The organism is Streptomyces sp. NPDC050743 (genome assembly GCF_044456925.1).
Taxonomy (GTDB): Bacteria; Actinomycetota; Actinomycetes; order Streptomycetales; family Streptomycetaceae; genus Streptomyces.
In genome coordinates, this window is the sequence record NZ_JBITGJ010000019.1 from 37,110 (window position 1) to 59,985 (window position 22,876).

The 22,876-nt window shown below is 71.7% G+C and carries 22 protein-coding genes and 1 pseudogene; 17 read left to right on the forward strand and 6 right to left on the reverse strand.

Annotated elements, in window-relative coordinates; translation table 11 throughout:
- Nucleotides 1–191: 191 nt before the first annotated feature.
- Entirely contained in the window at nucleotides 192–1,433 is a 1,242-nt protein-coding gene (locus tag ACIBJF_RS20170) for a GNAT family N-acetyltransferase (protein WP_399175291.1), read from the forward strand.
- A 7-nt stretch (nucleotides 1,434–1,440) separates the two neighbouring features.
- Here ACIBJF_RS20170 and ACIBJF_RS20175 read toward each other — a convergent pair whose 3' ends face one another.
- Both ACIBJF_RS20175 and ACIBJF_RS20180 read right to left on the reverse strand, forming a co-directional pair.
- Nucleotides 1,441–2,250, reverse strand: coding sequence for an Fpg/Nei family DNA glycosylase (locus ACIBJF_RS20175; RefSeq protein ID WP_399175293.1), 810 nt, complete (start codon nucleotides 2,248–2,250; stop codon nucleotides 1,441–1,443).
- Between the two features lie 71 nt (nucleotides 2,251–2,321).
- The gene (locus ACIBJF_RS20180; RefSeq protein WP_399175296.1) at nucleotides 2,322–2,816 is read right to left on the reverse strand and encodes a ribose-5-phosphate isomerase; all 495 of its coding nucleotides are present in this window, start codon (nucleotides 2,814–2,816) and stop codon (nucleotides 2,322–2,324) included.
- A 237-nt stretch (nucleotides 2,817–3,053) separates the two neighbouring features.
- On the opposite strand from ACIBJF_RS20180, the gene ACIBJF_RS20185 reads away from it, so the two are divergent.
- Nucleotides 3,054–4,484 (forward strand): amino acid permease, encoded by a 1,431-nt coding sequence (locus ACIBJF_RS20185; protein WP_399175298.1) that lies wholly within the window; start codon nucleotides 3,054–3,056, stop codon nucleotides 4,482–4,484.
- 76 nt (nucleotides 4,485–4,560) lie between these two features.
- The gene (locus ACIBJF_RS20190) at nucleotides 4,561–5,880 is read left to right on the forward strand and encodes an FAD-binding oxidoreductase (protein ID WP_399175300.1); all 1,320 of its coding nucleotides are present in this window, start codon (nucleotides 4,561–4,563) and stop codon (nucleotides 5,878–5,880) included.
- Here ACIBJF_RS20190 and ACIBJF_RS20195 read toward each other — a convergent pair.
- Complete coding sequence (locus ACIBJF_RS20195) at nucleotides 5,877–6,458, reverse strand: biotin transporter BioY (RefSeq protein ID WP_399175302.1); 582 nt, start codon at nucleotides 6,456–6,458, stop codon at nucleotides 5,877–5,879. The genes ACIBJF_RS20190 and ACIBJF_RS20195 overlap by 4 nt on opposite strands.
- 435 nt (nucleotides 6,459–6,893) lie before the next feature.
- On the opposite strand from ACIBJF_RS20195, the gene ACIBJF_RS20200 reads away from it, so the two are divergent.
- From ACIBJF_RS20200 to ACIBJF_RS20240, 9 genes are all read left to right on the forward strand, one after another.
- On the forward strand, nucleotides 6,894–8,093 hold the full coding sequence (locus ACIBJF_RS20200) for an ROK family protein (RefSeq protein WP_399175304.1): 1,200 nt from the start codon (nucleotides 6,894–6,896) through the stop codon (nucleotides 8,091–8,093).
- Nucleotides 8,094–8,302: 209 nt separating this feature from the next.
- The gene (locus ACIBJF_RS20205; RefSeq protein WP_399175306.1) at nucleotides 8,303–9,346 is read left to right on the forward strand and encodes an ABC transporter substrate-binding protein; all 1,044 of its coding nucleotides are present in this window, start codon (nucleotides 8,303–8,305) and stop codon (nucleotides 9,344–9,346) included.
- Nucleotides 9,343–10,191 carry an ABC transporter permease gene (locus ACIBJF_RS20210; protein WP_399175308.1) on the forward strand — a complete coding sequence of 283 codons (849 nt, stop codon included), beginning with the start codon at nucleotides 9,343–9,345 and terminating at the stop codon, nucleotides 10,189–10,191. The genes ACIBJF_RS20205 and ACIBJF_RS20210 overlap by 4 nt, the downstream gene beginning before the upstream one ends.
- Nucleotides 10,167–10,901: an ABC transporter ATP-binding protein gene (locus ACIBJF_RS20215; RefSeq protein ID WP_399175309.1), complete on the forward strand. Its 735-nt coding sequence runs from the start codon at nucleotides 10,167–10,169 to the stop codon at nucleotides 10,899–10,901. The genes ACIBJF_RS20210 and ACIBJF_RS20215 overlap by 25 nt, the downstream gene beginning before the upstream one ends.
- On the forward strand, nucleotides 10,898–11,068 hold the full coding sequence (locus ACIBJF_RS20220; RefSeq protein ID WP_399175310.1) for a hypothetical protein: 171 nt from the start codon (nucleotides 10,898–10,900) through the stop codon (nucleotides 11,066–11,068). The genes ACIBJF_RS20215 and ACIBJF_RS20220 overlap by 4 nt, the downstream gene beginning before the upstream one ends.
- Before the next feature lie 12 nt (nucleotides 11,069–11,080).
- Nucleotides 11,081–11,977 (forward strand): TauD/TfdA dioxygenase family protein, encoded by an 897-nt coding sequence (locus ACIBJF_RS20225; RefSeq protein WP_399175311.1) that lies wholly within the window; start codon nucleotides 11,081–11,083, stop codon nucleotides 11,975–11,977.
- A gap of 120 nt (nucleotides 11,978–12,097) precedes the next feature.
- A complete protein-coding gene (locus tag ACIBJF_RS20230) occupies nucleotides 12,098–13,486 on the forward strand; it encodes an amino acid permease (RefSeq protein WP_399175312.1) in 1,389 nt (462 codons plus the stop codon).
- A gap of 272 nt (nucleotides 13,487–13,758) precedes the next feature.
- The gene (locus tag ACIBJF_RS20235; RefSeq protein WP_399175314.1) at nucleotides 13,759–14,169 is read left to right on the forward strand and encodes a cupin domain-containing protein; all 411 of its coding nucleotides are present in this window, start codon (nucleotides 13,759–13,761) and stop codon (nucleotides 14,167–14,169) included.
- Between the two features lie 20 nt (nucleotides 14,170–14,189).
- Complete coding sequence (locus ACIBJF_RS20240) at nucleotides 14,190–14,636, forward strand: cupin domain-containing protein (protein ID WP_399175316.1); 447 nt, start codon at nucleotides 14,190–14,192, stop codon at nucleotides 14,634–14,636.
- 49 nt (nucleotides 14,637–14,685) lie between these two features.
- Here ACIBJF_RS20240 and ACIBJF_RS20245 read toward each other — a convergent pair whose 3' ends face one another.
- The gene (locus tag ACIBJF_RS20245; protein ID WP_399175318.1) at nucleotides 14,686–15,297 is read right to left on the reverse strand and encodes a histidine phosphatase family protein; all 612 of its coding nucleotides are present in this window, start codon (nucleotides 15,295–15,297) and stop codon (nucleotides 14,686–14,688) included.
- Nucleotides 15,298–15,392: 95 nt separating this feature from the next.
- Between ACIBJF_RS20245 and ACIBJF_RS20250 the strand changes: the two genes are divergently transcribed.
- Entirely contained in the window at nucleotides 15,393–15,842 is a 450-nt protein-coding gene (locus tag ACIBJF_RS20250) for a DUF3887 domain-containing protein (protein ID WP_399175320.1), read from the forward strand.
- Here ACIBJF_RS20250 and ACIBJF_RS20255 read toward each other — a convergent pair whose 3' ends face one another.
- Nucleotides 15,843–17,270: an FGGY-family carbohydrate kinase gene (locus ACIBJF_RS20255; RefSeq protein ID WP_399175322.1), complete on the reverse strand. Its 1,428-nt coding sequence runs from the start codon at nucleotides 17,268–17,270 to the stop codon at nucleotides 15,843–15,845.
- A 198-nt stretch (nucleotides 17,271–17,468) separates the two neighbouring features.
- On the opposite strand from ACIBJF_RS20255, the gene ACIBJF_RS20260 reads away from it, so the two are divergent.
- The 3 genes and pseudogenes from ACIBJF_RS20260 (at nucleotide 17,469) to ACIBJF_RS20270 (ending at nucleotide 19,254) form a co-directional block, all read left to right on the forward strand.
- On the forward strand, nucleotides 17,469–18,290 hold the full coding sequence (locus ACIBJF_RS20260) for a DeoR/GlpR family DNA-binding transcription regulator (protein WP_399175324.1): 822 nt from the start codon (nucleotides 17,469–17,471) through the stop codon (nucleotides 18,288–18,290).
- 11 nt (nucleotides 18,291–18,301) lie between these two features.
- Nucleotides 18,302–19,042, forward strand: a pseudogene (locus ACIBJF_RS20265) (NAD(P)-dependent oxidoreductase); the annotation flags it as partial.
- A 17-nt stretch (nucleotides 19,043–19,059) separates the two neighbouring features.
- A complete protein-coding gene (locus tag ACIBJF_RS20270) occupies nucleotides 19,060–19,254 on the forward strand; it encodes a hypothetical protein (RefSeq protein ID WP_399175326.1) in 195 nt (64 codons plus the stop codon).
- 29 nt (nucleotides 19,255–19,283) lie between these two features.
- Here ACIBJF_RS20270 and ACIBJF_RS20275 read toward each other — a convergent pair whose 3' ends face one another.
- Complete coding sequence (locus tag ACIBJF_RS20275) at nucleotides 19,284–19,952, reverse strand: DsbA family protein (protein ID WP_399175328.1); 669 nt, start codon at nucleotides 19,950–19,952, stop codon at nucleotides 19,284–19,286.
- 149 nt (nucleotides 19,953–20,101) lie between these two features.
- On the opposite strand from ACIBJF_RS20275, the gene pepN reads away from it, so the two are divergent.
- A complete protein-coding gene (gene pepN, locus ACIBJF_RS20280; protein ID WP_399175330.1) occupies nucleotides 20,102–22,681 on the forward strand; it encodes an aminopeptidase N in 2,580 nt (859 codons plus the stop codon).
- Nucleotides 22,682–22,876 lie beyond the last annotated feature (195 nt).

The following is a 22,876-nucleotide window of genomic DNA, read 5'->3' on the forward strand; positions in this document are numbered from 1 at the left end:
CGCGACCCTATCCATCGGACCGGCTGCTTGGCACGGGAGGTCCCACTTGTCCCTCGTGCGAGGCCCGACTTCGCGGTTCGTCGTCGTCTGTCCTCGGTTCGTCCTCACAGTGAACGGCACGCGAGGCCATCGCGCCGCCGTCCGGGGGAAATTCGCTGGCTCGTCCCGCGACGCCCTGGTACGCATGGTTCATGGGGACTGACCGGGAAACCGAGTTGAGGGTGCTGCGCGAGTCCGACTGGGACCGGTGGTACGACGTCCTGTACCGCGCCTTCGGCGCCTCGGCGGCACCGCCCGAGGAACGCGAACTGGACAAGTCCCTCACCGAGTTCGACCGTTCCCTGGCCGCATGGGACGGGGACGCGATCGTCGGTACGACGGGGGCGTTCAGCTTCCGGATGACCGCGCCGGGCGGGACCGCGGTCCCGGCGGCCGGCGTGACGATGGTGAGCGTGGCGGCCACCCACCGGCGGCGCGGGGTGCTGACCTCGATGATGCGCCGGCAGCTGGACGACGTACGGGCGCTGGGCGAGCCGGTGGCGGTGCTGACCGCGTCCGAGCCCGCGATCTACGGCCGTTTCGGGTACGGCGCGGCCACCTTCCGTACGGCCGCCGAGATCGACACGAGCCGGGTGACGCTGTCCCTGCCGCCCGGCGTGGACGACGTACGCCTGCGCTACGCGGCGCCCGCGGACGTCCTCGACGCCTGCGAGGCGGTCTACGCGGCGCTGGTGCCACTGCGGCCCGGGATGCTGGCCCGGCGGCCCGGCTGGGAGCGGGCCGGTCTCCTCGACCCCGAGAGCGAGCGGGGCGGGGCGTCGGCGCTGCAGTGCGCGGTCGCCGAACGGGACGGCGAGGTCACGGGATACGTCCGCTTCAGCACCAGGATCGGCTGGGGCGAGAGCGGCCACGACGGCACGGTGCAGCTGAAGGACCTGGCCGCGCTCGATCCCGTCACCGAGGCGGCGCTGTGGCGGTTCCTGTTCGGCATCGACCTGATGACCACGCTGTCGGTGCGATCGCGACCGCTCGACGACGCCTGGCGATACCTGGTCTCGGACCCCCGCCGCTGCCGGCCGCGCCTGAAGGACGACGCGTACGTGCGTCTCGTCGACGTGGGTGCGGCACTGTCGGCGCGCACGTATCAGGCGCCCGTGGACGTCGTGCTGGAGGTGGAGGACACCTTCTGCCCGTGGAACGCGGGGCGCTGGCGCCTGACCGGGGACCCGAAGGGCGCGTCCTGCGAGCGCACGGCCGACGCCGCCGATCTCTCCCTCACCGTACGGGAGTTGGGCGCGTCCTACCTCGGCGGTGTGACACTGCTGTCGCTCGCGGCGGCCGGGCGGGTACGGGAGCTGCGGCCGGGGGCGCTGACGGAGGCGTCGGTGGCGTTCGGCTCACCGGTGGCCCCGTGGCTGCCGCACGGCTTCTAGTGCCCGGTCACCGCTGCTGACAGGTGGGGCACCAGAAGAGGTTGCGGGCGGCGAGGCCGGCGGTGCGGATCCCGGTGCCGCAGATGTGGCAGGGCTGGGCGGCGCGGCGGTAGACGTACACCTCGCCGCCGTGGTCGTCCACGCGCGGTGGCCGGCCCATGGCCTCCGGGGTGTGCTCGGCCCGAACCGTGTCGATCCGGTTGTTCCGGACGCCTTCGTGCATCAGCTCGACGAGGTCGGCCCATATCGCGTCCCACTCGGCGCGGCTGACGTCCCTGCCCGCGCGGTAGGGGTCGATGCCGTGCCGGAACAGCACCTCGGCGCGGTAGACGTTGCCGACGCCGGCGACGGTCTTCTGGTCCATGAGCAGCGCGGCGATCGTCGTACGGCTGCGGGAGATCCTGCGGTACGCCGCGTGCGGGTCGGCGTCCTCGCGGAGCGGATCGGGGCCGAGGCGGGCGTGTACGGCCCGCTTCTCCGGGTCGGTGATCAGCGCGCAGGTGGTGGGGCCGCGGAGGTCCCCGTACGCCGTGTCGTTCGCGAGCCGGAGCCGGACGGTGTCGGCCGGCGGGGGTGCGGGGGCGTCGCCGAAGCCGACCTTGCCGAAGAGGCCGAGGTGGATGTGGACCCAGTCGGTGTCCCGGAAGCGGAGGAAGAGGTGCTTGCCGTGGGCTTCGGTGGCCGTCAGTTCGGAGCGGTCCAGGAGGGCGGCGGCGTCGGAGAACTTGCCCTGGGGGCTGGTGACGCGGGGGGCCGTGCCTTGGAAGCGCTCGGCGTAGTCCTGGGCCAGCCGATGGATGGTGTGCCCTTCCGGCACGGCGGGAGTGTCCTTTCCTTCGCGAGCGGACGCCCCGAGAGCGCGCCCTCGGGGCGGAGCCCAGGGGTGCCCTATGCCTGGCTGTCCTGCGGGTGGTGGGCCGGGATCGGCGGCAGGTCGCCCGTCGTCTCGTACGCCGACAGCATGTCGATCCGCCGGATGTGACGCTCGTCACCGGAGAACGGCGTGTTGAGGAAGACCTCGACGAACTTCGTCGCCTCCTCCGTGCTGTGCATGCGCGCACCCACGGCGACCACGTTGGCGTTGTTGTGCTGCCGCCCCAGCGCCGCGGTCTCCTCGCTCCAGGCCAGCGCCGCCCGCACGCCCTTCACCTTGTTCGCGGCGATCTGCTCACCGTTGCCGGAGCCGCCGATCACGATGCCGAGGGCGTCGGCGTCCGCGGCCGTCCGCTCGGCGGCGCGAAGGCAGAAGGGCGGGTAGTCGTCCTGGGCGTCGTAGATGTGCGGCCCGCAGTCGACGGGCTCGTGACCCGCCGCCTTGAGCCACTCGACGAGATGGTTCTTGAGTTCGTAGCCAGCATGGTCGGAGCCGAGATACACGCGCATGCCATGAGTGTGACACGCCGCATTGCGGGCAGCAGCCTCGGGTGGCGGCACCCCGCCGGGCCCCCAGGAACCCCCGCCGGGCCTCGGAAGATGTGACCGGGACCATAGAACCTCAAGGGAACCTCAAGTAACGATACGGATTCAGAGGTTCCCGAATCCGTTCGCCTCGGATTCACTGGACCGACTCGTACACCGCTCGTATGAGCTGCTCCTCCTGGCGCAAAGGAAATCCGTCCAATGACCCCTGGTTCGGGCCTCCAAGCAGGACTCAAGAACCGCCACCTGACGATGATCGCGATCGGTGGTGTCATCGGAGCCGGCCTCTTCGTCGGCTCCAGCTCCGGTATCGCCACGGCGGGACCGGGCATCCTCCTGTCCTACGCCCTCGTCGGCACCCTCGTCGTGCTCGTGATGCGCATGCTCGGCGAGATGTCCGCCGCCAACCCCACCTCCGGCTCCTTCTCCGCGCACGCCGACCGTGCGCTCGGCCGCTGGGCCGGGTTCTCCATCGGCTGGCTCTACTGGTTCTTCTGGGTCGTCGTGCTGGCCGTCGAGGCCACCGCCGGCGCCAAGATCCTCTCGGGCTGGGTGCCGGGCGTACCGCAGTGGGGCTGGGCGCTCATCGTGATGACCGTGCTCACCGCGACCAACCTGGTCTCCGTCGGCTCCTACGGCGAGTTCGAGTTCTGGTTCGCCGGTATCAAGGTCGTGGCGATCGCCGCGTTCATCGCCATCGGTGTGCTGGCCGTCTTCGGCGTACTGCCGGGCGTGCACGCGGACAAGGCCTCCTTCGGCAACCTCACGGATCATGGCGGCTTCCTGCCGCACGGGCCCGGCTCGATCCTCACCGGTGTCCTGCTGGTCGTCTTCTCGTTCATGGGCAGCGAGATCGCCACCCTGGCGGCCGGCGAGTCGGAGGACCCGCAGCGTGCGGTCACCAAGTCCACCAACAGCATCATCTGGCGTATCGGCGTCTTCTACCTCGGCTCGATCCTCATCGTGGTCTCGCTGGTGCCGTGGAACGACCCGTCCATCGCCGAGCAGGGCTCCTACGTCGCCGCGCTGAACTCGCTCGGCATCCCCAACGCCGGTCAGATCATGAACGTCATCATCCTGACCTCGGTGCTGTCCTGCCTCAACTCCGGCCTGTACACGGCCTCCCGCATGGCCTTCTCGCTCGGCCAGCGCGGTGACGCCCCGAAGGCGTTCGCCCGCACCACCTCCCGGGGCGTGCCGATGGCGGCGATCCTGTCGTCGGTCGTGTTCGGCTTCGTGGCGGTCTTCTTCAACTACAAGTACCCGGACTCCGTCTTCCTCTTCCTGCTCAACTCCAGCGGTGCGGTGGCCCTGTTCGTGTGGCTGGTCATCTGCTTCTCGCAGCTGCGGATGCGCAGGATCATCCAGCGGGAGGCGCCGGAGAAGCTCGTCGTGAAGATGTGGCTGTACCCCTATCTGACCTGGGCAACGGCCGCGCTGATCGTGTTCGTCCTGGGTTACATGCTCACCGACACCGAGGGCGCCAGCAGCGGGCGCAAGACCGTGCTGCTGTCGGTCGCGGTGGCGGCGGTCGTGGTGGTGATCGCTGTGGTGAAGCAGCAGATCGAGTCCCGCCGTGCCGCGACGGCCCCCGCCGCCGTCGAGGCGGCCGAGAAGGTCACCACCGGCTGAGGTCACCGACCCGGCCGATGAACATGGCCGCATAACCTGACGGCACCTGTCAGGTTATGCGGCCATGCTGCATCCCATGACCTCTGTGGACGACGCCCTGGACCTGACCCTCCTGCGCCCCGGCGACGCCGGTTACCGCGACGAAATCGCCGGTTTCCAGCGCGGTTTCGCCCAGCGGCCCGCCGCCGTGGTGCCCGCCCGCTCGGCGGCCGACGTGGTGGCCGCCGTACGGTACGCGGCCGCCCAGGGCCTGCCCGTCGGGGTGCAGGCGACCGGGCACGGACTGCCCGGCGGCTACGAGGGCGGGCTGCTCGTCAGCACCCGGCGGATGGACGGGGTCGTGGTCGATCCCGGGGCCCGTACCGTCCGGGTGCGGGCCGGAGCGCGCTGGGGGCAGGTGGTCGCGGCCGCCGAGCCGTACGGGCTGGCGCCGTTGAACGGGTCGGCACCCGGCGTGGGCGCGGTCTCGTACACCCTGGGCGGCGGACTGGGGATCCTCGCCCGCGAGTTCGGCTACGCGGCCGACCATGTGCGGTGGCTGGAGCTCGTCACCGCCGACGGGGAGCTGCGGCACGTCACCGCCGGCTCCGACCCCGAGCTGTACTGGGCGCTGCTCGGCGCCGGGCAGAACCTGGGGATCGTGACCGAGCTGGAGATCGGGCTCGTACCGGTGCGGACGCTGTACGGCGGCTCGCTCGCCTTCGACGGGCGCGCGGTGGACCCGGCGGCCGTGCTGCGGGCGTACGAGGCCTGGACGCGGACCGTGCCCGACGGGCTGACCTCGTCCTTCGCCGCCGTACCGTACCCGGACCTGCCCGCGCTGCCCCCGTACCTGCGCGGCAGGTACGTCGTCTCGGTCCGCGTCGCCCACACCGGCGCCGACGGCGAGCGGATCGTCGCCCCGCTGCGGGAGATTGGGCCGGTGCTCGCGGATTCCCTGCGCGAGATGCCGTACGCCGAGAGCCACACCATCCACAGTGACCCGGACTTCCCGCACGCCTACTACGGCGACAGCGCGGTGCTGCGGGAGCTGGACATGGAGCGGGCCGGTGAGCTGCTGCTGGCGACCGGGCCGGAGGCGGGCCCGATGTGTGTCGTGCAGGTCAATCACCTGGGCGGCGCGCTCGCCCGCCCGGCGCCGAACGCGGTGCCGTACCGCGACGGGCGGTTCCTGGTGCGGCTGTTGACGGCCGGGGAGCGGAAGCGGGCCCGGGCCGTGCTCGACCCGGCGTTCGCGCTGCTGGCCGAGGACACCCTGGGACGGTCCCTCAACTTCGCTTTCGGCGCCGGGGACCGCAGCACCGGCCTGTACGGCCCCGGAACGCGAAAGAGGCTCGCCCGGGTCAAGGAGACCTACGACCCGGCGAACCTCTTCCGCAGGAACTACGGCGTCTAGCGCTTGTTCGCGAACTTCCAGGCGGTGGGCAGGGCGCCCATCGCCAGGGCGGCCTTGAGGGCGTCGCCGATCAGGAACGGGGTGAGGCCGAGCGCGACGGCCTGGGAGAGGGAGAGGTGGGCCGCGACGGCCAGGTACGGCACGCCGACGGCGTAGATGATCGCCTCGCCGAGGAGCATCGTGCCCGCCATGCGCAGCGGCGAGCGGTCGGCGCCGCGCCGGGCCAGGGCGCCGACGGCGGCCGAGGCGAGCAGCATGCCGAGGATGTAGCCGAAGGAGACCGAGGCCGCGCCGGAGGTGCCGCCCGCGAACCACGGCATGCCCGCGACGCCGGCGAGCGCGTACAGGGCGAGGGAGAGGAAGCCGCGGCGGGCGCCGAGCGCGGTGCCGACGAGCAGCGCGGCGAAGGTCTGGCCGGTCACCGGCACCGGGGAGCCGGGCACCGGGACGGCCACCTGGGCCGCGAGTCCGGTGAGCACGGCACCGCCGACGACGAGGACCGCGTCGCGGACGCGGGACGCGGGGAGCAGGTCGGCGAGGACTGCGCCGGGGCGAGCGGTGGCGGTGGCGGTGCTCATGGGGACTCCGCGGGTGACGGGGACATGCTGGGACACCGTGACGCTATCCCAGCCGCCTCGGGCCGATCACCGTCAGCGCTCGACAAAGGGCGGAACGACAGCTTGGTGGGCTTCGAACAAAGAGTGCGGGCTACACCGATCAGGGCGTGAGACTGGTCACTGAGGCGGGGACGCGTGGCTCACTCGGCGGGATTCCGAGGGGACTGTGGAGTCTCACCAAATGAATCCTGGTCATCTGGTCGGATTCACCTTTCCTGCCCTACTCTTCCAGCCATGGTTGCCCAGGCCCGGAACTTCACCTCGCGTCGCTATGTCGACCTGCGACGCCAGGGCACGGCCACCTGTCGCCGCCCGGAGTAGGGGCGGACCACCCGGCACGCCTCTGCTCCCGGAGTTCCGAGACGTGTCGGCCCCGTTTCCCGAGGACGGTCCTCCATGCCCCGTACCGCGGTACCCACCCTTGTCTCGCCCGTTCCGCGTGCCGCCGACAGCGACCGGCGGCGCACCAGCGCCAGTGTCGTGCTGCGGTCCGTGCTGGAGCACGGGCCGGTGGCGCGCAGCACCATCGCCCGGCTCACCGGGCTGTCGCCCGCGTCGGTGACCGAGCACTGTGCCCGGCTCGCCGAACTCGGACTGATCCGGGAGTCCGCACAGCCGCGCCGCTCGGGCGGGGTCGGCCGGCCGCACGTCCCCGTCGACCTGGACGACACGGGGTTCCTGGTCGGCGGGGTGCACGTGGCCGTGCCGTACACGACCGTCGCTCTGCTGGATCTGCGCGGCCGGGTGGTGGCCCGGCGTGAGCTGAAGCACGAACGGACCGATCCCGGCTGGGTACTGGCGCGGGCCGCCGAGGGACTCGCCGGGCTGCTCGCCGGGGCGCCGGGCCGCCGGCCGCTGGGGGTCGGGGTGGCCGTCGGCGGCTGGGTGGACCGGGAGACCGGCAGCGTGGTCGAGCACGAGCTGCTGGGCTGGCGCGAGGTGCCGGTGCGGGAGCTGCTCGGCACCCGCACCGGGCTGCCGGTCCATGTGGACGGGCACGCGCGGGCGCTGGTGAACGGGGAGCGGCTGTTCGGGCGGGCCCGCGGCAGCGCGAGCGTGCTGCATCTGTTCGTGGGCAATGTGGTCGACGCGGCTTTCGCCACCCATGACGAGGTGCACCACGGACCGCGTTCGGCGGCCGGGGCGATCGCGCATCTGCCGGTGCCGGGCGGCACCGAGCCCTGCCCGTGCGGCCGTACCGGCTGCCTCCAGGTCGAGCTGAGCGAGCGGACGTTGTGCCGGCGGGCCAGGGCGGCGGGGGTGACCGGTGCGGCCAACCCGATGCGGGTGGTGGCCGCGGCGGCGGCCGGGGACGCGGTGGCCCGGCGGCTGCTGGTCGAGCGGTCCCGGACGACCGGGCGGGCGGCCGGGCTGCTGCTGGACGTGCTCAATCCGGAGACGGTCGTGGTGACCGAGGTGGGTGTCATCCACTTCGAGGACTGCCTGAGCGCGCTCAGGGAAGCGGCCGGAAAGAACCGGTCCACGGCGGTGGAACCGACGAGTTTCCCGGATTCGGTGCTGGCGGTGGCGGGCGGTTCGGTGGCCCTCGACGTGGTGTTCCGTGATCCGCTGGGCGTGCCAGCTGAGGCTATTTAATTCAGAAACTCGGAATGTTGACAGGGAGTGTTCGTGGCCGGGAACATGCTGGTCATGAACCCGCTCACGAGCTGTCGCACCCTCTGTTGCTGACACGTTGCCGCGCATGAAGCGCGTGTTTCCGTCTGCGTGAGTTCTTTCTTCTCCGGTATTTCCTCACCCGGAATTCCGTCTGCCTTTCTCCGCTTTTTTCGTCTGGAGAGCCTCCCATGCACCGTCGTCTCTTTCTCACCTCCCTGCTGGGCGCGTCCGCCGCCGTGACGGGCCTGGCCGGCTGCGCCAAGGGGGCTGCCTCTGCCGACACCGCCGGCGCCGCGGCCAAGCCGCTCACGGACAAGGTCCCGGCGGGCACCAGCCTGAAGATCGCCTCCTACCAGGGCCAGCAGCAGTTGCAGTTCCGGCTGGCGAAGCTGCCCAAGCTGCCGTTCACCGTGTCGAGTTGGCTGAACATCGGGGCGGGCCCGGACGTCATCAACGCCTTCCGCGCGGGGTCCCTGGACCTCGCCAACAACGCGGGCATCCCGCCGATCCAGGCGCACTACCAGGGCTTCGACGCGAAGATCGTGGCGATCGACCTCACCCGCAAGCCCAACTACCTCTTCGCCACCAAGCCCGGCAGCGACGTCCACACCGTCGACGACTTCAAGGGCAAGCGGCTCGCCTTCTCCCAGGGCCAGGCCCAGGGCGTCGTCCTGCTACGGGCACTGAAGAAGGCGGGCCTCGCGTACGACGAGGTGAAGCTGGTCCCGCTGACCAGCAACCAGTTCCTCACCGCCCTGCAGTCCGGGCAGGTCGACGTGGCCCCGCTCGCCAACAGCCAGGCCCCCGCGTATCTGAAGCAGTACGAGGCGAAAGGCGCCCGCACCATCCCCACCGATGTCGTCGACCTGCTCAACCTGCTGTGGGCGCCGCAGTCCGTGCTGAACGACCCCGCGAAGGCCGCCGCGATCGCCGCCTACATCCCGCAGTGGGCCCAGGGCCAGGTGTGGCAGTACGAGCACCCGGACGTGTGGAACGAGGAGTTCTACGTCAAGACGCAGAACCTGACCCTGGAGCAGGCGCGGGGCATCGCCCGGCTCGCCAACAAGCCGCTGTTCCCGCCCGCGTGGGACGAGGCGATCACATGGGAACAGGAGACGGCCGATCTGCTCGCCGAGGGCGGGTTCGTGAAGAAGTTCGACGTCTCCTCGCTCTTCGACCACCGCTTCGAGTCGATCGCCGCCAAGGCCGTACCCGAGGAGTACCGGAAATGACCGCCGTGACCACGACGACGACCGCCGTTGCGGCGACGGGGGCCGGGAAGGTTCCCCGGGTCCGCGGGCCGAGGCGCCTCTCCCCCGGCCGCCGGCTGCCCGCCGCCCGGCTGATCGGCCCGCTCGTGCTCCTCGCCCTGTGGACCGCCGCGTCCACCGCCGGAGCGCTCGACACGGGTGCCGTTCCCGCGCCCTGGACGGTCGTGCGGACGGCCGGTCATCTGTGGACCGCCGGCACCCTGCCCACCGACATCCTGACCTCGCTGCGGCGGGCCGGGTACGGCTTCGCGATCGGTCTGGCCGCGGGCGTGCTGCTCGCGCTCGCCGCCGGGCTCAGCCGGGCCGGGGAGGCGCTGATCGACGGGACCGTGCAGTTCAACCGGGCGATCCCGACCCTCGGCCTGATCCCGCTGTTCATCCTCTGGCTGGGCATCGGGGAGACCTTCAAGATCGCGATCATCGCGATCGTCGTCTACATACCGATCTATCTGAACACGCATGCCGCGCTGTCCGGCATCGACGGCCGGTACGTCGAACTCGCCGAGGTCCAGGGTCTGTCGCGGCTCACCTTCATCCGCCAGGTGGTGATCCCCGGCGCACTGCCCGGATTCTTCGTGGGTCTCCGGCTCGGTGTGACGAGCTCGTGGCTGGCCCTGGTGGTGCTGGAGCAGATCAACGCCACCAGCGGCCTCGGCTACATGATGTTCCAGGCGCAGAACTACGGCCAGACCGACGTCATCCTGGTCGGCCTGCTGATCTACGGCGTCTTCGGCCTGGTCTCCGACAGCGTGGTCCGTCTCATCGAACGGAGGGTGCTGTCGTGGCGCCGCACACTGAGCAGCTGACCCGCCCCGCCGTCCGGCTGCGCGGCCTGACCCGGTCGTTCCAGGGCCGTACGGTCCTCGACGGCATCGACCTCGACCTGCCCGCCGGCCAGTTCACGGCCTTGCTCGGGCACAGCGGCTCGGGCAAGAGCACCTTGCTGCGGGCCATCGCCGGACTCGACCACGAGGTCGCGGGCGGCGGACAGCTCACCGCCCCCGAGCGGATCTCGGTCGTCTTCCAGGACTCACGGCTGCTGCCGTGGCGCCGGGTACTGGACAACGTCCTGCTCGGCACGGACGGCAGGGACGCCGAGGAGCACGGCCGGGCCGCGCTGGAAGAGGTCGGTCTGAAGGGCCGTGAGCGCGCCTGGCCGGGCGAACTGTCCGGCGGCGAGGCCCAGCGGGCCGCGCTCGCCCGCTCCCTGGTCCGCGAGCCCGAACTCCTGCTCGCCGACGAGCCGTTCGGAGCGCTGGACGCACTGACCCGCATCAGGATGCACAACCTGCTGCGCGACCTGTGGCAACGCCACCGGCCGTCCGTGCTGCTGGTCACCCACGACGTGGACGAGGCGATCGTGCTCGCCGACCGGGTCCTCGTCCTGGACCAGGGCCGCATCGGCCTCGACCTGACCATCGACCACCCTCACCCACGCTCCCACCGCGACCCGGTCCTGAGCGAACACCGCGAACGACTCCTGACCGCACTCGGCGTCACGGAGAACCACGGATGACCCACCACACCCACCACCGGCCCGACCCGCCACCGCGCCGCAGGCACCCCGCGGACGAGGCGATCGTGCTCGCCGACCGGGTCCTCGAGTACGGCCCACGCCAGACCCTCCGGGAGCGCTACGGCCTTCCCCGTCCCGCCAAACAGCACACCGCAGCCCTCGTCTGAAAGGACCCGCACATGTCCCTCGACATCACCAAGGTCACCGCACGCATCGGCGCCCGTGTCTCCGGCGTCGACATCACCAAGCCCCTCGCCCCGGAAGAGGTCGCCGCGATCCGCGAGGCCCTGAACGTCCACAAGGCTCTCGTCTTCGAGGCGGGCGGTCTGGACGATGCCGGCCAGCAGGCCTTCGCCCGCCACTTCGGTGATCTGACCACCGCGCACCCGACGGTCGGCGCGGTCGACGGCGCCCCGAACGTGCTGCCCGTGGACAGCGAGCGGGGCCGCGCCAACCACTGGCACACCGACGTCACCTTCGTCCTGAACCCGCCGCAGGCCAGCACCCTGCGCTCGATCACCGTGCCGCCGTACGGCGGCGAGACTCTGATCGCCAACGCGGCCGCCGCCTACCGGGACCTGCCCGAGCCGCTGCGCCGCCTCGCCGACACCCTGTGGGCCGAGCACACCAACGACTACGACTACGCCGTGCCGGACGAGGAGGTCGACGAGGAGAAGGCGGCACAGCGCGCCCAGTTCACCTCCATCACGTACCGCACCGCCCACCCGGTGGTCCGGGTCCACCCCCTGACCGGAGAGCGCGGGCTGTTCGTCGGCGGGTTCGCGCAGCGGATCGTGGGCCTGTCCGTCGGCGAGTCCCGCAAGATCCTCGACCTGCTCCAGGCGTACGTCACCCGTCCGGAGAACATCCTGCGCCACCGCTGGGCGGAGAACGAACTCGTCCTCTTCGACAACCGGATCACCCAGCACTACGCCATCGACAACTACGACGGACGGCCGCGCCGGCTGCACCGGGTGACCGTCGCCGGTGACGTCCCGGTCGGCCTCGAGGGCAAGGAGAGCTACTCGATCGAGGGCGACGCCTCGCACTACACGCCGGTGCTCGCGGCGGCGTAACCGGATCCTCACCCTCCGCACAGAGGGTGTCCGGATACTGGGCGGCCCCTTCGTCTGAGCGGACGGGCCGCCCAGACTGGCGGCGTTTTTGCCCGCCCATTGCACGGGAGAGCCGCACCCATGCCCACCAGCACGACCACCGGGACACCGCCCCAGCAACAGGAGGGCGGTGCCTCCCTCTCCCACGGCCTCAAGCAGCGCCATCTGTCGATGATCGCCCTGGGCGGGGTGATCGGCGCAGGTCTGTTCGTCGGCTCCGGCGCGGGCATCGCCGCCGCCGGTCCGTCCATCGTCATCGCCTACGCGCTCTCCGGCCTGCTGGTGATGCTGGTGATGCGGATGCTGGGCGAGATGTCGGCCGCCTACCCGTCCTCGGGCTCCTTCTCCGCGCACGCCGAGCGGGCGATCGGCCCCTGGGCGGGCTTCGCCGCCGGCTGGTCCTTCTGGGTGCTGCTGTGCACGGCCGTCGGCCTGGAGGGCATCGGCGCCGCGCACATCGTCCAGGGCTGGCTGCCGGGCACCCCGCAGTGGATGTGGGTGGCCCTGTTCATGGTGGTGTTCTGCGGGGCGAACCTGGCCGCCGTGAAGAACTTCGGCGAGTTCGAGTTCTGGTTCGCCGCGCTGAAGGTCGGCGCGATCAGCCTGTTCCTGATCCTCGGTGTGCTGGCCATCGCCGGTGTGCTCCCCGGCACCCACTCCCCCGGCGCCGCCAACCTCGGCGACTTCATGCCGCACGGCAACCAGGGTCTGCTGGTCGGCCTGCTCGCCTCCGTCTTCGCCTACGGCGGCCTGGAGACGGTCACCATCGCGGCCGCCGAGTCCGAGAACCCGGTCAAGGGTGTGGCGTCCGCCGTCCGCACGGCCATGTGGCGCATCGCCCTGTTCTACATCGGCTCGATGGCGGTCGTCGTCACCCTGGTCCCCTGGAACTCCAGCGAGGTCCTGGAAAAGGGCCCGTACGTCGCCACGCTCGACCACCTCGGCATCCCCGGCGCGGGCCAGCTGATGAACGTGGTCGTGCTGGTCGCCCTGCTGTCCGCGATGAACGCCAACATCTACGGCTCCTCACGCATCGCCCACTCCCTGGTCGAGCGCGGCCAGGGCCCGAAGGCGCTGGTCAAGCTGTCCGGCGGGGTCCCCCGGATCGCGGTCCTCACCTCCTGCTTCTTCGGGTTCGTGTGCGTGCTGCTCAGCTACTGGCGCCCGAACGACGTCTTCCCGTGGCTGCTGAACATGATCGGCGCGGTCATCCTGGTCGTCTGGATCTTCATCGCGGCCTCCCAGCTGCTGCTGCGCCGCCGTATCGAGCGCGAGGCCCCCGAGAAGCTGGTCGTGCGCATGTGGGCGTTCCCGTGGCTGACCTGGGTCGCGCTGGCCGGCATGGTCGCGATCTTCGTCCTGATGGCCCGCGAGCCGGACACCCGCGTCCAGCTCTGCTCCACCGGCGGGATGACCCTGTTCCTGGCGGCCGTGGGCTACCTCTGGCAGCGGGTCCGCGCCAAGCGCTGACACCCCCACGTCGAGAAGGCCCCCGCGTGCGACACGCGGGGGCCTTTCCGTCGCCCTGCGCCGGGCCCGGCTCCCGAGATTGTGCGGGCCGCGGGCAGGAGGGACGGTGGTCTCGGGACCCTCCGCGCGACGGAGCTCTTCACGACGGAGAAAGCGCACCCCTGTCACAGAACCGTGCCGTGCTCTGTCTTCCCTGCAAAGCAAGTCGTGTGAGCCCGGAACCGCCCGCTCGCGATGGTCGGTTCGGGGCCGGCCTACGGAGGTGCAGCACCATGCGGGAAGCGAATTCCGAGGACGGGTTCGGACCCAGGATGCTGGCGGACGTCACGCCGCCCTTCATTCCCGAGGGCGCCTCGGCGATGACCACCCTCGTCGAGTGGCCTCCCGGTCACCCCGGGATGCCGCCACACCGCCACTCGGGGCCGGCGTTCGGTTATGTGCTGGAGGGCGCCATCCGCTTCGAGCTCGAGGGTGAGCCGGAGCGCGTGATCAAGGCCGGCGAGACGTTGTGGGAGCCGGGCGGTGACAAGATCCACTACCAGAACGGCAACGCCCTGCCGGACGCGCCGTCCACGTTCGTCGTGGTCATGATGTGCGCGCCGGGCCGGCCCATGTACACGCTGGTCGAGGAGGAGGAGCTCAAGGAGCGGGCCCATCTGCGCGCCCCGCGACCCACCGACTGACCCGATCCTGGAGGCCGACCATGTCGAACGGCGATCCAGCGGCAGGCGGCGCCGAACGCCGGCCCCGCTCGGAAGCATGGAAGACGGCGCTCACCGTGCTGCAGTCGGCGAAGCCGCCGTCCGTTCCGCGAGGGGCGGAGGCGATGACCGCTCTCGTCGAGTTCCCGCCCGGCGATCCCGGCACCCCTCCGCACTGGCACTCGGGACCTGCCTTCGGCTACGTGCTGGAGGGCGAGATGCTCTTCGAACTGGAAGGCGAGCCGGAGCGGGTGATCAAGGCCGGTGAGGCGTTCTGGGAGCCGGGCGGTGATGTCATCCACTACCAGGACGGCAACAACCGGACGGATTCCTGGAGCCGTTTCCTCGTCACCATGCTGTGCGAGCCGGGTCAGCCCATGCTCACCCTGGTCGACGACGAGGAGCTGGCCCGGCGTCAGCACCTGCGAGCTCCCCGTCCCGGAGCGTGATCCGCCGCTGAAGGGCGCCACCCGGACCCTCGTCCCGGACGCGTTCCCCTTATGCGCAGGGCACGTTCAGCGAGAGCAGCGCGGTGTGACGGCCGTCGACCCGGATCTCGCTCACCGCCGCGTTGCGCAACTTCGGGAAGACGCGGCGGTATTCGGCGAGCGGAACACCGAGCAGTGAGCACAGCACCAGCCGCAGCAGGGTGTTGTGGGCGACGACCAGGACCCGCCCGCCGGGGTGGGCGGCGGCGACGCGGCGCAGGGCGGCGCTCCCGCGCCCGGCCGCCGCGCGGGGGTCCTCGGCGCCGGGGAAGGGGTGCGCCACCGGGTCGGCGCGGAACGCGTCCGCCGCCCTCGGGTTCTGTGCCGCGAACTCGGCGAGCGTACGGCCCTCCACCACCCCGAAGTCGCACTCCCGCAGGTCGTCCTCCCGGTGCGGGGTGAGCCCCAGGGCCCGGCAGGCGGGGTCGGCCGTGGCGATCGCCCGGGACAGCGGCGAGGTCCAGACGGCGTCCACCGGATGCGCGGCGGCCCACCTTCCCAGCGCCTCGGCCTGGGCGTACCCGGTGTCGGTGAGCGAGACGTCGCTGACTCCGGCATACCGGTTCTCGGCATGCCACACGGTCTGTCCGTGGCGGGCGAGGAGCAGGGTGGCGGCGGTCATGGGCAGCAGTATCCCCGCGGGCTCGCCACGGGCCGAAAGCCCTGGTGGTGACCGTCCGGCATGCGAGGGGCGGGCGAGTGGCGCACGATGAACGCATGTCCGACAAAGACATCGCACGCGGCGGCGGGCGGCGACTGCTCCGGGCAGCGGCCACGCTCGCCCTGGCCGCATCCGCGCCGTTGCCGGCCGCCGGTTCCGCACAGGCCGCGACCAAGCACGACACGATCGCACTGAAGGCGCTCGACGACATCGTCAAGGGCGACTACAAGGCCGCCACCGCCCACTTCGACGCGGACATGCGCAAGCACCTGCCGCCGGAGGGCCTGAAGGACTCGTGGACGCACTACCAGGACGAGTTCGGGCACTACAAGTCGCACCAGAAGCCCAAGGACGTCAAGTCCGGCCGGTTCACCGTCGTGAGCGTGCCCCTGCGCATGGCGAAGAGCGACGGCGAGTTCCGCGTGAGCTTCGACAAGTCCGGTGCCATCGCCGGCCTGTTCTTCCTCAGGCCGGGCGTACCGTTCCCGAAGTCGATGCCCGCGTGATCACCGGTCCAGCCGGGCCAGAGCGTGCGCCGCCACCTCCCTGGGCAGCCACCCGCGCAGCTCCAGCTCCCCCACCAGCCGTGCGTACGGCTCGGCGAACCGCGCCGTGCGGCCGGGGCGCGGCTCGACCGCCGGCCCCACGCGGGCCATCGACTCGGCGACGGCGGCGAGGCGGTCTCCCGCCCCCGTGCCGTACGCGGCCAGCGCCGCCATGCCCAGAGCGGGTTCCGGCCGCTCGGGGACGCGGACCGGGCGGCCCAGGACGTCCGCGCGCAACTGGGTCCAGTAGGCGCTGCGGGCCGCGCCGCCGGTGAAGGTGAGGGGGCCGTCCACGCGGGCGCCGAGGTGGTGGAGGTAGTCCAGGCAGAGGCGCTCGGCGAAGGCCACGCCCTGCAGGAGGGCCGCCCACAGGTCGGCGTCCGACTCCGGGTCGCCGAGCAGGAGCGCGGTGGCCTGCGGGGCGCGGAAGGGGAAGCGTTCGCCGGGTGAGACCAGCGGGTAGGCGACGGCACCCGAGGGTTCGTACGCGGCCGCGCGGCCGTCCAGGGCGGCCGGATCGGCGGCCGGGAAGCGGGCGGTGAGGATGCCGGCGCCGACGCTGGAGGCGCCGCCGGGCAGCCAGGTGCCGTCCGGGGCACGGTGGTTGTAGACCACGCCGGCCGGATCCCGGACCGGCTCGGCGGACGCGCCCTTGAGCACCAGTGTCGTGCCGAGCACCGAGTTCCACGCGCCCTCGCGCAGCGCGCCGGCGGCGATCTGGGCCGCGCAGCCGTCGGTCATGCCCGCGACGACCGGGGTGCCGGCGGGGATGCCGGTGGCGTCGGCGGCGGCCGCGCAGACCTCGCCGAGCCGGGTGCCGGGCGGTACGACGTCCGGGAGGGCGCCGGCCGGGAGCCCGGTGAGGTCGGGCCAGCGCTCGCGCTCCACGTCGTACGCGGTCTTCAGGGCGTGGCTGGAATCGGCCGGGACACGCCCGCCGGTCAGCCGTGCGGTGATCACGTCCGGCTGGTGCGCGATCCGTCCGGCGCCGTACCGGCCGACGAGCCAGCGCGCCTTCGGCAGGGCCCAGATGTCCTGCACGGCGAGGCCCGCCGAGCGCAGCCGGCCCGCGTCGGCGGACGCGCGCCCGTCGTCGTACATGAGCGCGGGGCCGGCCGGGCGTCCCGTGTCGTCCGTGAGCAGCACGGTCCCGGAGGTCCCGCACACCGCGAGCCCGGCCACCTCCGCGCGGGCCCCGCCGAGCGCCTTCCGGCAGGCCGCGCACACCGCGTCCCACCACTCCCCCGGGTCCTGCTCGTGCCGCATCCCGTCCCGCCGTCCGCGCACCAGGGGCGCGGCACCGCTGCCGAGGACCGTGCCGCCGGCCGTCACGAGCAGTGCCCGCACCCCTTGGGTACCGAGGTCGATCCCGAGCCACGCCACCGCCATCCGAACCTCCGCACATCGCGAACGCTCCTGTGAAGTTCCCACTCCTCACTGAGATTTCCCCTTGATTTCCCCGTGCCCAAGGGATTGACGGCCTTCCCGTGCCGTTACACCCTCTGTTGTCGAGTCGACTCGCCCTGTCATCCCGGCCCGACCCCACCGCGGCCGGGCCGAGCGACCGGGACGGCGGACAGAGGCAAGATGGGCAACAGCAGCGCGCACTCCCCGCAAGGGCCCGCGGCCCGGCAGACGGCCATGGCCGAACTCGTCCTCGCGGAGGGCTCGGCGACCGCGGCCGAGCTGGCCGAGCGGTTCGGGGTGAGCCTGATGACCATCCACCGGGACCTCGACGAGCTCGAACGGCAGGGGATCGTCAGGAAGTTCCGGGGCGGGGTGACCGCGCAGCCGTCCGGGGTGTTCGAGTCGAACGTGCAGTACCGGCTGAAGACCATGCGCCCGCAGAAGGCCGCGCTCGCCGCGCACGCCATGCGACACATCGAGCCCGGCATGGCGGTCCTCCTCGACGACTCCACCACCGTCCTGGAGGTGGCCCGCCGGCTGCGGCTCGGCGAGATCACCCCGCTGACGGTCGTCACCAACTTCCTGGAGGCGATCAACCTCCTCGCCGGGCAGCGCGGCATCCATCTGATGGCGCTGGGCGGCGACTACGACCCGCTGCACTCCTCCTTCCTCGGGGTGTCCTGTGTGGAGGCGGTCGAGCAGCTGCGCGTGGACGTCGGTTTCCTGTCGACGTCGGGGGTGCACGGCGGCTACGCCTACCACCAGGAGCAGCACATCGTCTCCGTGAAGCGGGCGATGCTCGACGCGGCCGCCCGCACCGTGCTGCTGGTCGACCACACCAAGCTGAGCCGGGTCGCGCTGCACCGGGTGGCCCCGCTGTCCCGCTTCGACCTGCTGCTGGTGGACGACGGCGCCTCGCCCGAGGCGCTGCGCGACCTGGACGAGCACAAGGTGCGCCACGAGGTGTGCGCCGCGGATCCGAAGGAGCGTGCATCCCCGTGACGACCTCCCGCGTGCGTGTGCCGGCCGCCGGCGACCACTTCGTCCTGCCGCGGCTGATCAGGGCCGCCCTCGGCCGGGAGGCCGACTGCGAGGTGCGGGAGCTGACGCTCGGCTGGCCGCTGGAGCCGTTCGGGCCGGTCGCCGAGGTGAGCGAGGCGAGCGACGCCGAGGACGAGCTGATCACGGCGCTCGACGGCGCGGAGGTGCTGGTCACCCAGATGGGCCCGGTCACCGCCCGCGTCCTCGCCGCCTGCCCCGCGTTGCGGCTGGTCGTGGTCTGCCGGGGCGGTCCGGTGAACGTCAACCTGGAGGCGGCGAAGCGGCACGGCGTACGGGTGTGCTTCGCACCCGGCCGCAACGCCGCCGCCACCGCCGAGTTCACCGTCGGCCTGCTGCTCGCCGCCCTGCGCCGCATCCCGCAGGCCCACAATCTCCTCGCCGATCAAGGGAGTTGGGGCGGATCCGCGTACTACACGTACGAGCACAGCGGTGTCGAGCTGGAGGACCTGCCCGTCGGGATCGTCGGATACGGCGCGGTGGGCAGCCGGGTCGCGCGGGTGCTGTGCGCCTTCGGGGCGCGGGTGATGGTGCACGACCCCTACGTGCGCGGCGAGGTGCACGGGCTGCGCCTGGACTCGCTGGACGAACTGCTGCGCCGCTCCCAGGTCGTCACCCTGCACGCCCGGCTGACGGCACAGACCCGTGGCCTGCTCGGCGCCCGTGAGCTCGCGCTGCTGCCGCCGGGCGCGGTGGCCGGCCGCTCAGGGTGATGGAGGGCGAGGTCGGCGCGCGGGGCGCGGTGCTGGCGGCGGCCGAGCGGTACGGGGTCCCGCTGGACACCGCGGCCTGGACCGAGCCGGCCCGCGTCATCGAGCCGGACCCGGACCGGGCGGCGTACTACGCCAAGGGGTACGGGGAACACCTGGAGCTGCTGGCGCGGGCACGGCAAAGGGCCCGGCGCTGAGCGGCACCGGGCCCTGCACCTGCCGGGGCTCACAGGTTGCTGAAGTCCGGCCCCTGCGTCCTGGTGCGCTTGATCTCGTAGAAGCCCGGCACCGAGGCCACGGCGATCGTGCCGTCCCACAGGCGGGCCGCCTCCTCGCCCTTCGGGGCGGGCGTGACGACCGGGCCGAAGAAGGCGATCTGCTCGCCGTCGGGACCGGGCACCGCGATGACGGGGGTGCCGACGTCCTGGCCGACCTTCTCGATGCCCTCCTTGTGGGAGGCGCGCAGCTCGGCGTCGTACTCGAAGTCCTGCTGCTCGGCGTAGTCGATGAGGTCGGCGGGCAGGCCGACGTCCGCGAGGGCGCCGGCGACCGCCTCCAGGGTCGGGCCCTCGCCGTTGTTGTGGATGCGGGTGCCGAGCGCGGTGTACAGCGGGCCGAGGATGTCGTCGCCGTGCTTCTGCCAGGCCGCGGTGACCACGCGGACCGGCTGCCAGGCCTTGGTCGCGAGCATCTCCCGGTACTCCTCGGGCAGCTCGTCGAGCCTGTTCTCGTTGAGGACCGCGAGGCTCATGATGTGCCAGCGGACCTCGATGTCGCGGACCTTCTCCACCTCCAGCACCCAGCGGGAGGTCATCCAGGCCCAGGGGCACAGCGGGTCGAACCAGAAGTCGACGGGGGTCTTGCCGGGCGCGGTCGAGCTCGCGGTCTCGGACATGGTTCTCCTCAGCGAAAAGGTCTTTTCAAGCCCAACGACGTCCTCGCGCCCCGCATTCCCCGCTGATTCCCTGCTGCCCCCTGTCAGGGGCACATGGCAGGATCGGTCCTGTTCAGCCTCATCCACGCGATCACAAGGGAGTGCCGTCCGTGCCCGGTGAGAATCTGTCCCGCGACGAGGCCCGGGAGCGGGCCGCCCTGCTGTCCGTAGACGGGTACGAGGTGTCCCTGGACCTCAGGTCCGCGGTCGGCGGCGGCGAAGGCGAGCCGCGCACGTTCCGCTCGGTGACCACGATCCGCTTCCGCTGCAACGAGCCGGGCGCGTCCAGCTTCGCCGATCTGATCGCGCCGAGCGTGACCTCGGTGTCGCTCAACGGCCGTGACCTGGACGCGGGCCAGGTCTTCGACGGCTCGCGGATCCTGCTGGAGGACCTGGCGGCGGAGAACGAGCTGGTGGTGGACGCGCAGTGCGCCTACTCCCGTACCGGTGAGGGCATGCACCGCTTCGTCGACCCCGAGGACGGCGAGGTCTACCTCTACACCCAGTACGAGCCGGCCGACGCCCGCCGCGTCTTCGTCAACTTCGAGCAGCCGGACCTCAAGGCGCCCTACCGTTTCGAGGTGCGGGCGCCGGAGGGCTGGACGGTGTGGAGCAACGGCGCGGGCGAACGGGCCGACGGGGTCTGGCGGTTCGCGGAGACCAAGCCGATCTCGACGTACATCACGTGCGTGGTGGCGGGGCCGTACCACTATGTGACGGATTCCTACGAGCGGGTGTTCGATGACGGGACCAAGCTGGAGATCCCGCTCGGCGCGATGTGCCGCAAGGGGCTCGCCCCGCACTTCGACGCGGACGACGTCTTCCTGGTCACCAAGCAGGGCCTGGACTTCTTCCACGACCACTTCGACTACCCGTACCCGTTCGGGAAGTACGACCAGGCGTTCGTGCCCGAGTACAACCTGGGCGCGATGGAGAACCCGGGCCTGGTGACCTTCCGCGAGGAGTACATCTTCCGCGGCAAGGTGACGCAGGCGTCGTACGAGGCGCGGGCCAACGTCGTCCTGCACGAGATGGCGCACATGTGGTTCGGCGACCTGGTCACCATGGAGTGGTGGGACGACCTGTGGCTGAAGGAGTCCTTCGCGGACTTCATGGGCACGTTCGCGAACGTGGGCGCGACCCGCTTCAAGGACGCCTGGATCACCTTCGCCAACCGCCGCAAGGCCTGGGCGTACCGCGCGGACCAGCTGCCGTCGACGCATCCGATCACGGCGGACATCCGTGACCTGGAGGACGCCAAGCTGAACTTCGACGGCATCACCTACGCCAAGGGCGCCTCGGTGCTCAAGCAGCTGGTGGCGTACGTCGGCCAGGACGCGTTCCTGGAGGGCGCGCGGCGCTACTTCAAGCGGCACGCGTACGGCAACACCCGCCTCGGCGACCTGCTGTCGGCGCTGGGCGAGACCAGCGGCCGGGACATGTCGGCGTGGGCGCGTTCGTGGCTGCAGACGGCCGGGGTCAACGCGCTGACGCCGCAGGTGCTGCTGGACGCGGAGGGCCGGGTGGCCGAGCTGGCGGTGGTGCAGGAGGCGCCGGAGTCGCATCCGGAGGAGCGCCCGCACCGGATCGCGGTGGGCCTGTACCGGCGCACGCCCGAGGGCGCGCTGGAGCGGTACGCGCGCGTGGAGACGGATGTGGAGGGCCCGCGCACGGTCGTCGCGGACCTGGCGGGCGCCGAGGCCCCGGATCTGGTCCTGGTCAACGACGACGACCTGACGTACTGCAAGATCCGCTTCGACGACACCTCGCTGGCGACGCTTGTGGAGCACCTGGGCGCGCTGACCGACCCGCTGGCCCGTGCGCTGTGCTGGTCGGCGCTGTGGAACATGACCCGGGACGCGCTGCTGCCGGCGCGGGACTTCGTCGCTCTGGTGCTGCGCTTCGCGGGCCGCGAGTCCGACATCGGGGTGCTGCAGATGCTGCACGCGTGGGCGAACTCGGCGCTGGTGCACTATGCGGCGCCCGAGTGGCGGGCGGCCGGCGGTGAGCTGCTGGCCGAGGGCGCGCTGCGGGAGCTGGAGGCGGCCGAGCCCGGCAGCGAGCACCAACTGGCGTGGGCGCGTTTCTTCGCCACGGTCGCGTCCGGCGAGACGGACCTCGCCCTGCTGAAGCGCCTGCTGGACGGCGCGGAGACCATCGACGGCCTGGAGGTGGACCAGGAGCTGCGCTGGGCGTTCCTGGAGCCGCTGGCGGCGCACGGGGTGGCCGACGAGTCCGTGCTGGCGGCCGAACTGGCCCGCGACGACACGGCGTCCGGCAGGCGCCACCAGGTCCGCTGCCTCGCGGCCCGCCCGTCGGCGGCGGTCAAGGCGCAGGCGTGGGCGCAGGTGGTGGAGTCCGACGTGCTGTCGAACGCGCTGGTGGAGGCGACGATCGCGGGCTTCGGCCAGCCCTCGCAGCGGGAGCTGACGGCGCCGTACGCGCAGAAGTACTTCGCGGCGATCGAGCGGGTGTGGCGGGAGCGGTCGATCCAGATCGGCATGGACGTCGTACGGGGCCTGTTCCCGGCGCTGCAGGACCGGCCGGAGACGCTCGAGGCGACGGACGCGTGGCTGCGGGCGCACCCGGACGCGGCGCCGGCGCTGCGCCGGCTGGTACTGGAGGCGCGGGACGACCTGGCGCGGGCGCTGCGCGCACAGGAGTGCGACACGGCGGCGGCCGGCGCCTGACCTTTGGCCTGAGCTTGGGCCGCCGGTGACCGTTACGGAATTCGGTCAATGTGACCCGTAACCCCTGGTCCGCACCCGATCGGACCAGGGGTTTCCCGTCCCTACTCGGCACCCGAACACCTGACCTTTAGTACTGGCTTGTCCGCATTTCTCGACGACCGTGTAACAGCGGTTAAGGGTGGGACCGGGCGCGGG

Coding starts and splice junctions, on each gene's coding strand:
- ACIBJF_RS20170 (WP_399175291.1), top strand. CDS start 192: ATGGGGACTGACCGGGAAACCGAGTTGAGGGTGCTGCGCGAGTCCGAC.
- ACIBJF_RS20180 (WP_399175296.1), bottom strand. CDS start 2,816: ATGCGCGTGTATCTCGGCTCCGACCATGCTGGCTACGAACTCAAGAAC.
- ACIBJF_RS20185 (WP_399175298.1), top strand. CDS start 3,054: ATGACCCCTGGTTCGGGCCTCCAAGCAGGACTCAAGAACCGCCACCTG.
- ACIBJF_RS20190 (WP_399175300.1), top strand. CDS start 4,561: ATGACCTCTGTGGACGACGCCCTGGACCTGACCCTCCTGCGCCCCGGC.
- ACIBJF_RS20195 (WP_399175302.1), bottom strand. CDS start 6,458: ATGAGCACCGCCACCGCCACCGCTCGCCCCGGCGCAGTCCTCGCCGAC.
- ACIBJF_RS20200 (WP_399175304.1), top strand. CDS start 6,894: ATGCCCCGTACCGCGGTACCCACCCTTGTCTCGCCCGTTCCGCGTGCC.
- ACIBJF_RS20205 (WP_399175306.1), top strand. CDS start 8,303: ATGCACCGTCGTCTCTTTCTCACCTCCCTGCTGGGCGCGTCCGCCGCC.
- ACIBJF_RS20210 (WP_399175308.1), top strand. CDS start 9,343: ATGACCGCCGTGACCACGACGACGACCGCCGTTGCGGCGACGGGGGCC.
- ACIBJF_RS20220 (WP_399175310.1), top strand. CDS start 10,898: ATGACCCACCACACCCACCACCGGCCCGACCCGCCACCGCGCCGCAGG.
- ACIBJF_RS20225 (WP_399175311.1), top strand. CDS start 11,081: ATGTCCCTCGACATCACCAAGGTCACCGCACGCATCGGCGCCCGTGTC.
- ACIBJF_RS20230 (WP_399175312.1), top strand. CDS start 12,098: ATGCCCACCAGCACGACCACCGGGACACCGCCCCAGCAACAGGAGGGC.
- ACIBJF_RS20235 (WP_399175314.1), top strand. CDS start 13,759: ATGCGGGAAGCGAATTCCGAGGACGGGTTCGGACCCAGGATGCTGGCG.
- ACIBJF_RS20240 (WP_399175316.1), top strand. CDS start 14,190: ATGTCGAACGGCGATCCAGCGGCAGGCGGCGCCGAACGCCGGCCCCGC.
- ACIBJF_RS20245 (WP_399175318.1), bottom strand. CDS start 15,297: ATGACCGCCGCCACCCTGCTCCTCGCCCGCCACGGACAGACCGTGTGG.
- ACIBJF_RS20250 (WP_399175320.1), top strand. CDS start 15,393: ATGTCCGACAAAGACATCGCACGCGGCGGCGGGCGGCGACTGCTCCGG.
- ACIBJF_RS20255 (WP_399175322.1), bottom strand. CDS start 17,270: ATGGCGGTGGCGTGGCTCGGGATCGACCTCGGTACCCAAGGGGTGCGG.
- ACIBJF_RS20260 (WP_399175324.1), top strand. CDS start 17,469: ATGGGCAACAGCAGCGCGCACTCCCCGCAAGGGCCCGCGGCCCGGCAG.
- ACIBJF_RS20270 (WP_399175326.1), top strand. CDS start 19,060: ATGGAGGGCGAGGTCGGCGCGCGGGGCGCGGTGCTGGCGGCGGCCGAG.
- ACIBJF_RS20275 (WP_399175328.1), bottom strand. CDS start 19,952: ATGTCCGAGACCGCGAGCTCGACCGCGCCCGGCAAGACCCCCGTCGAC.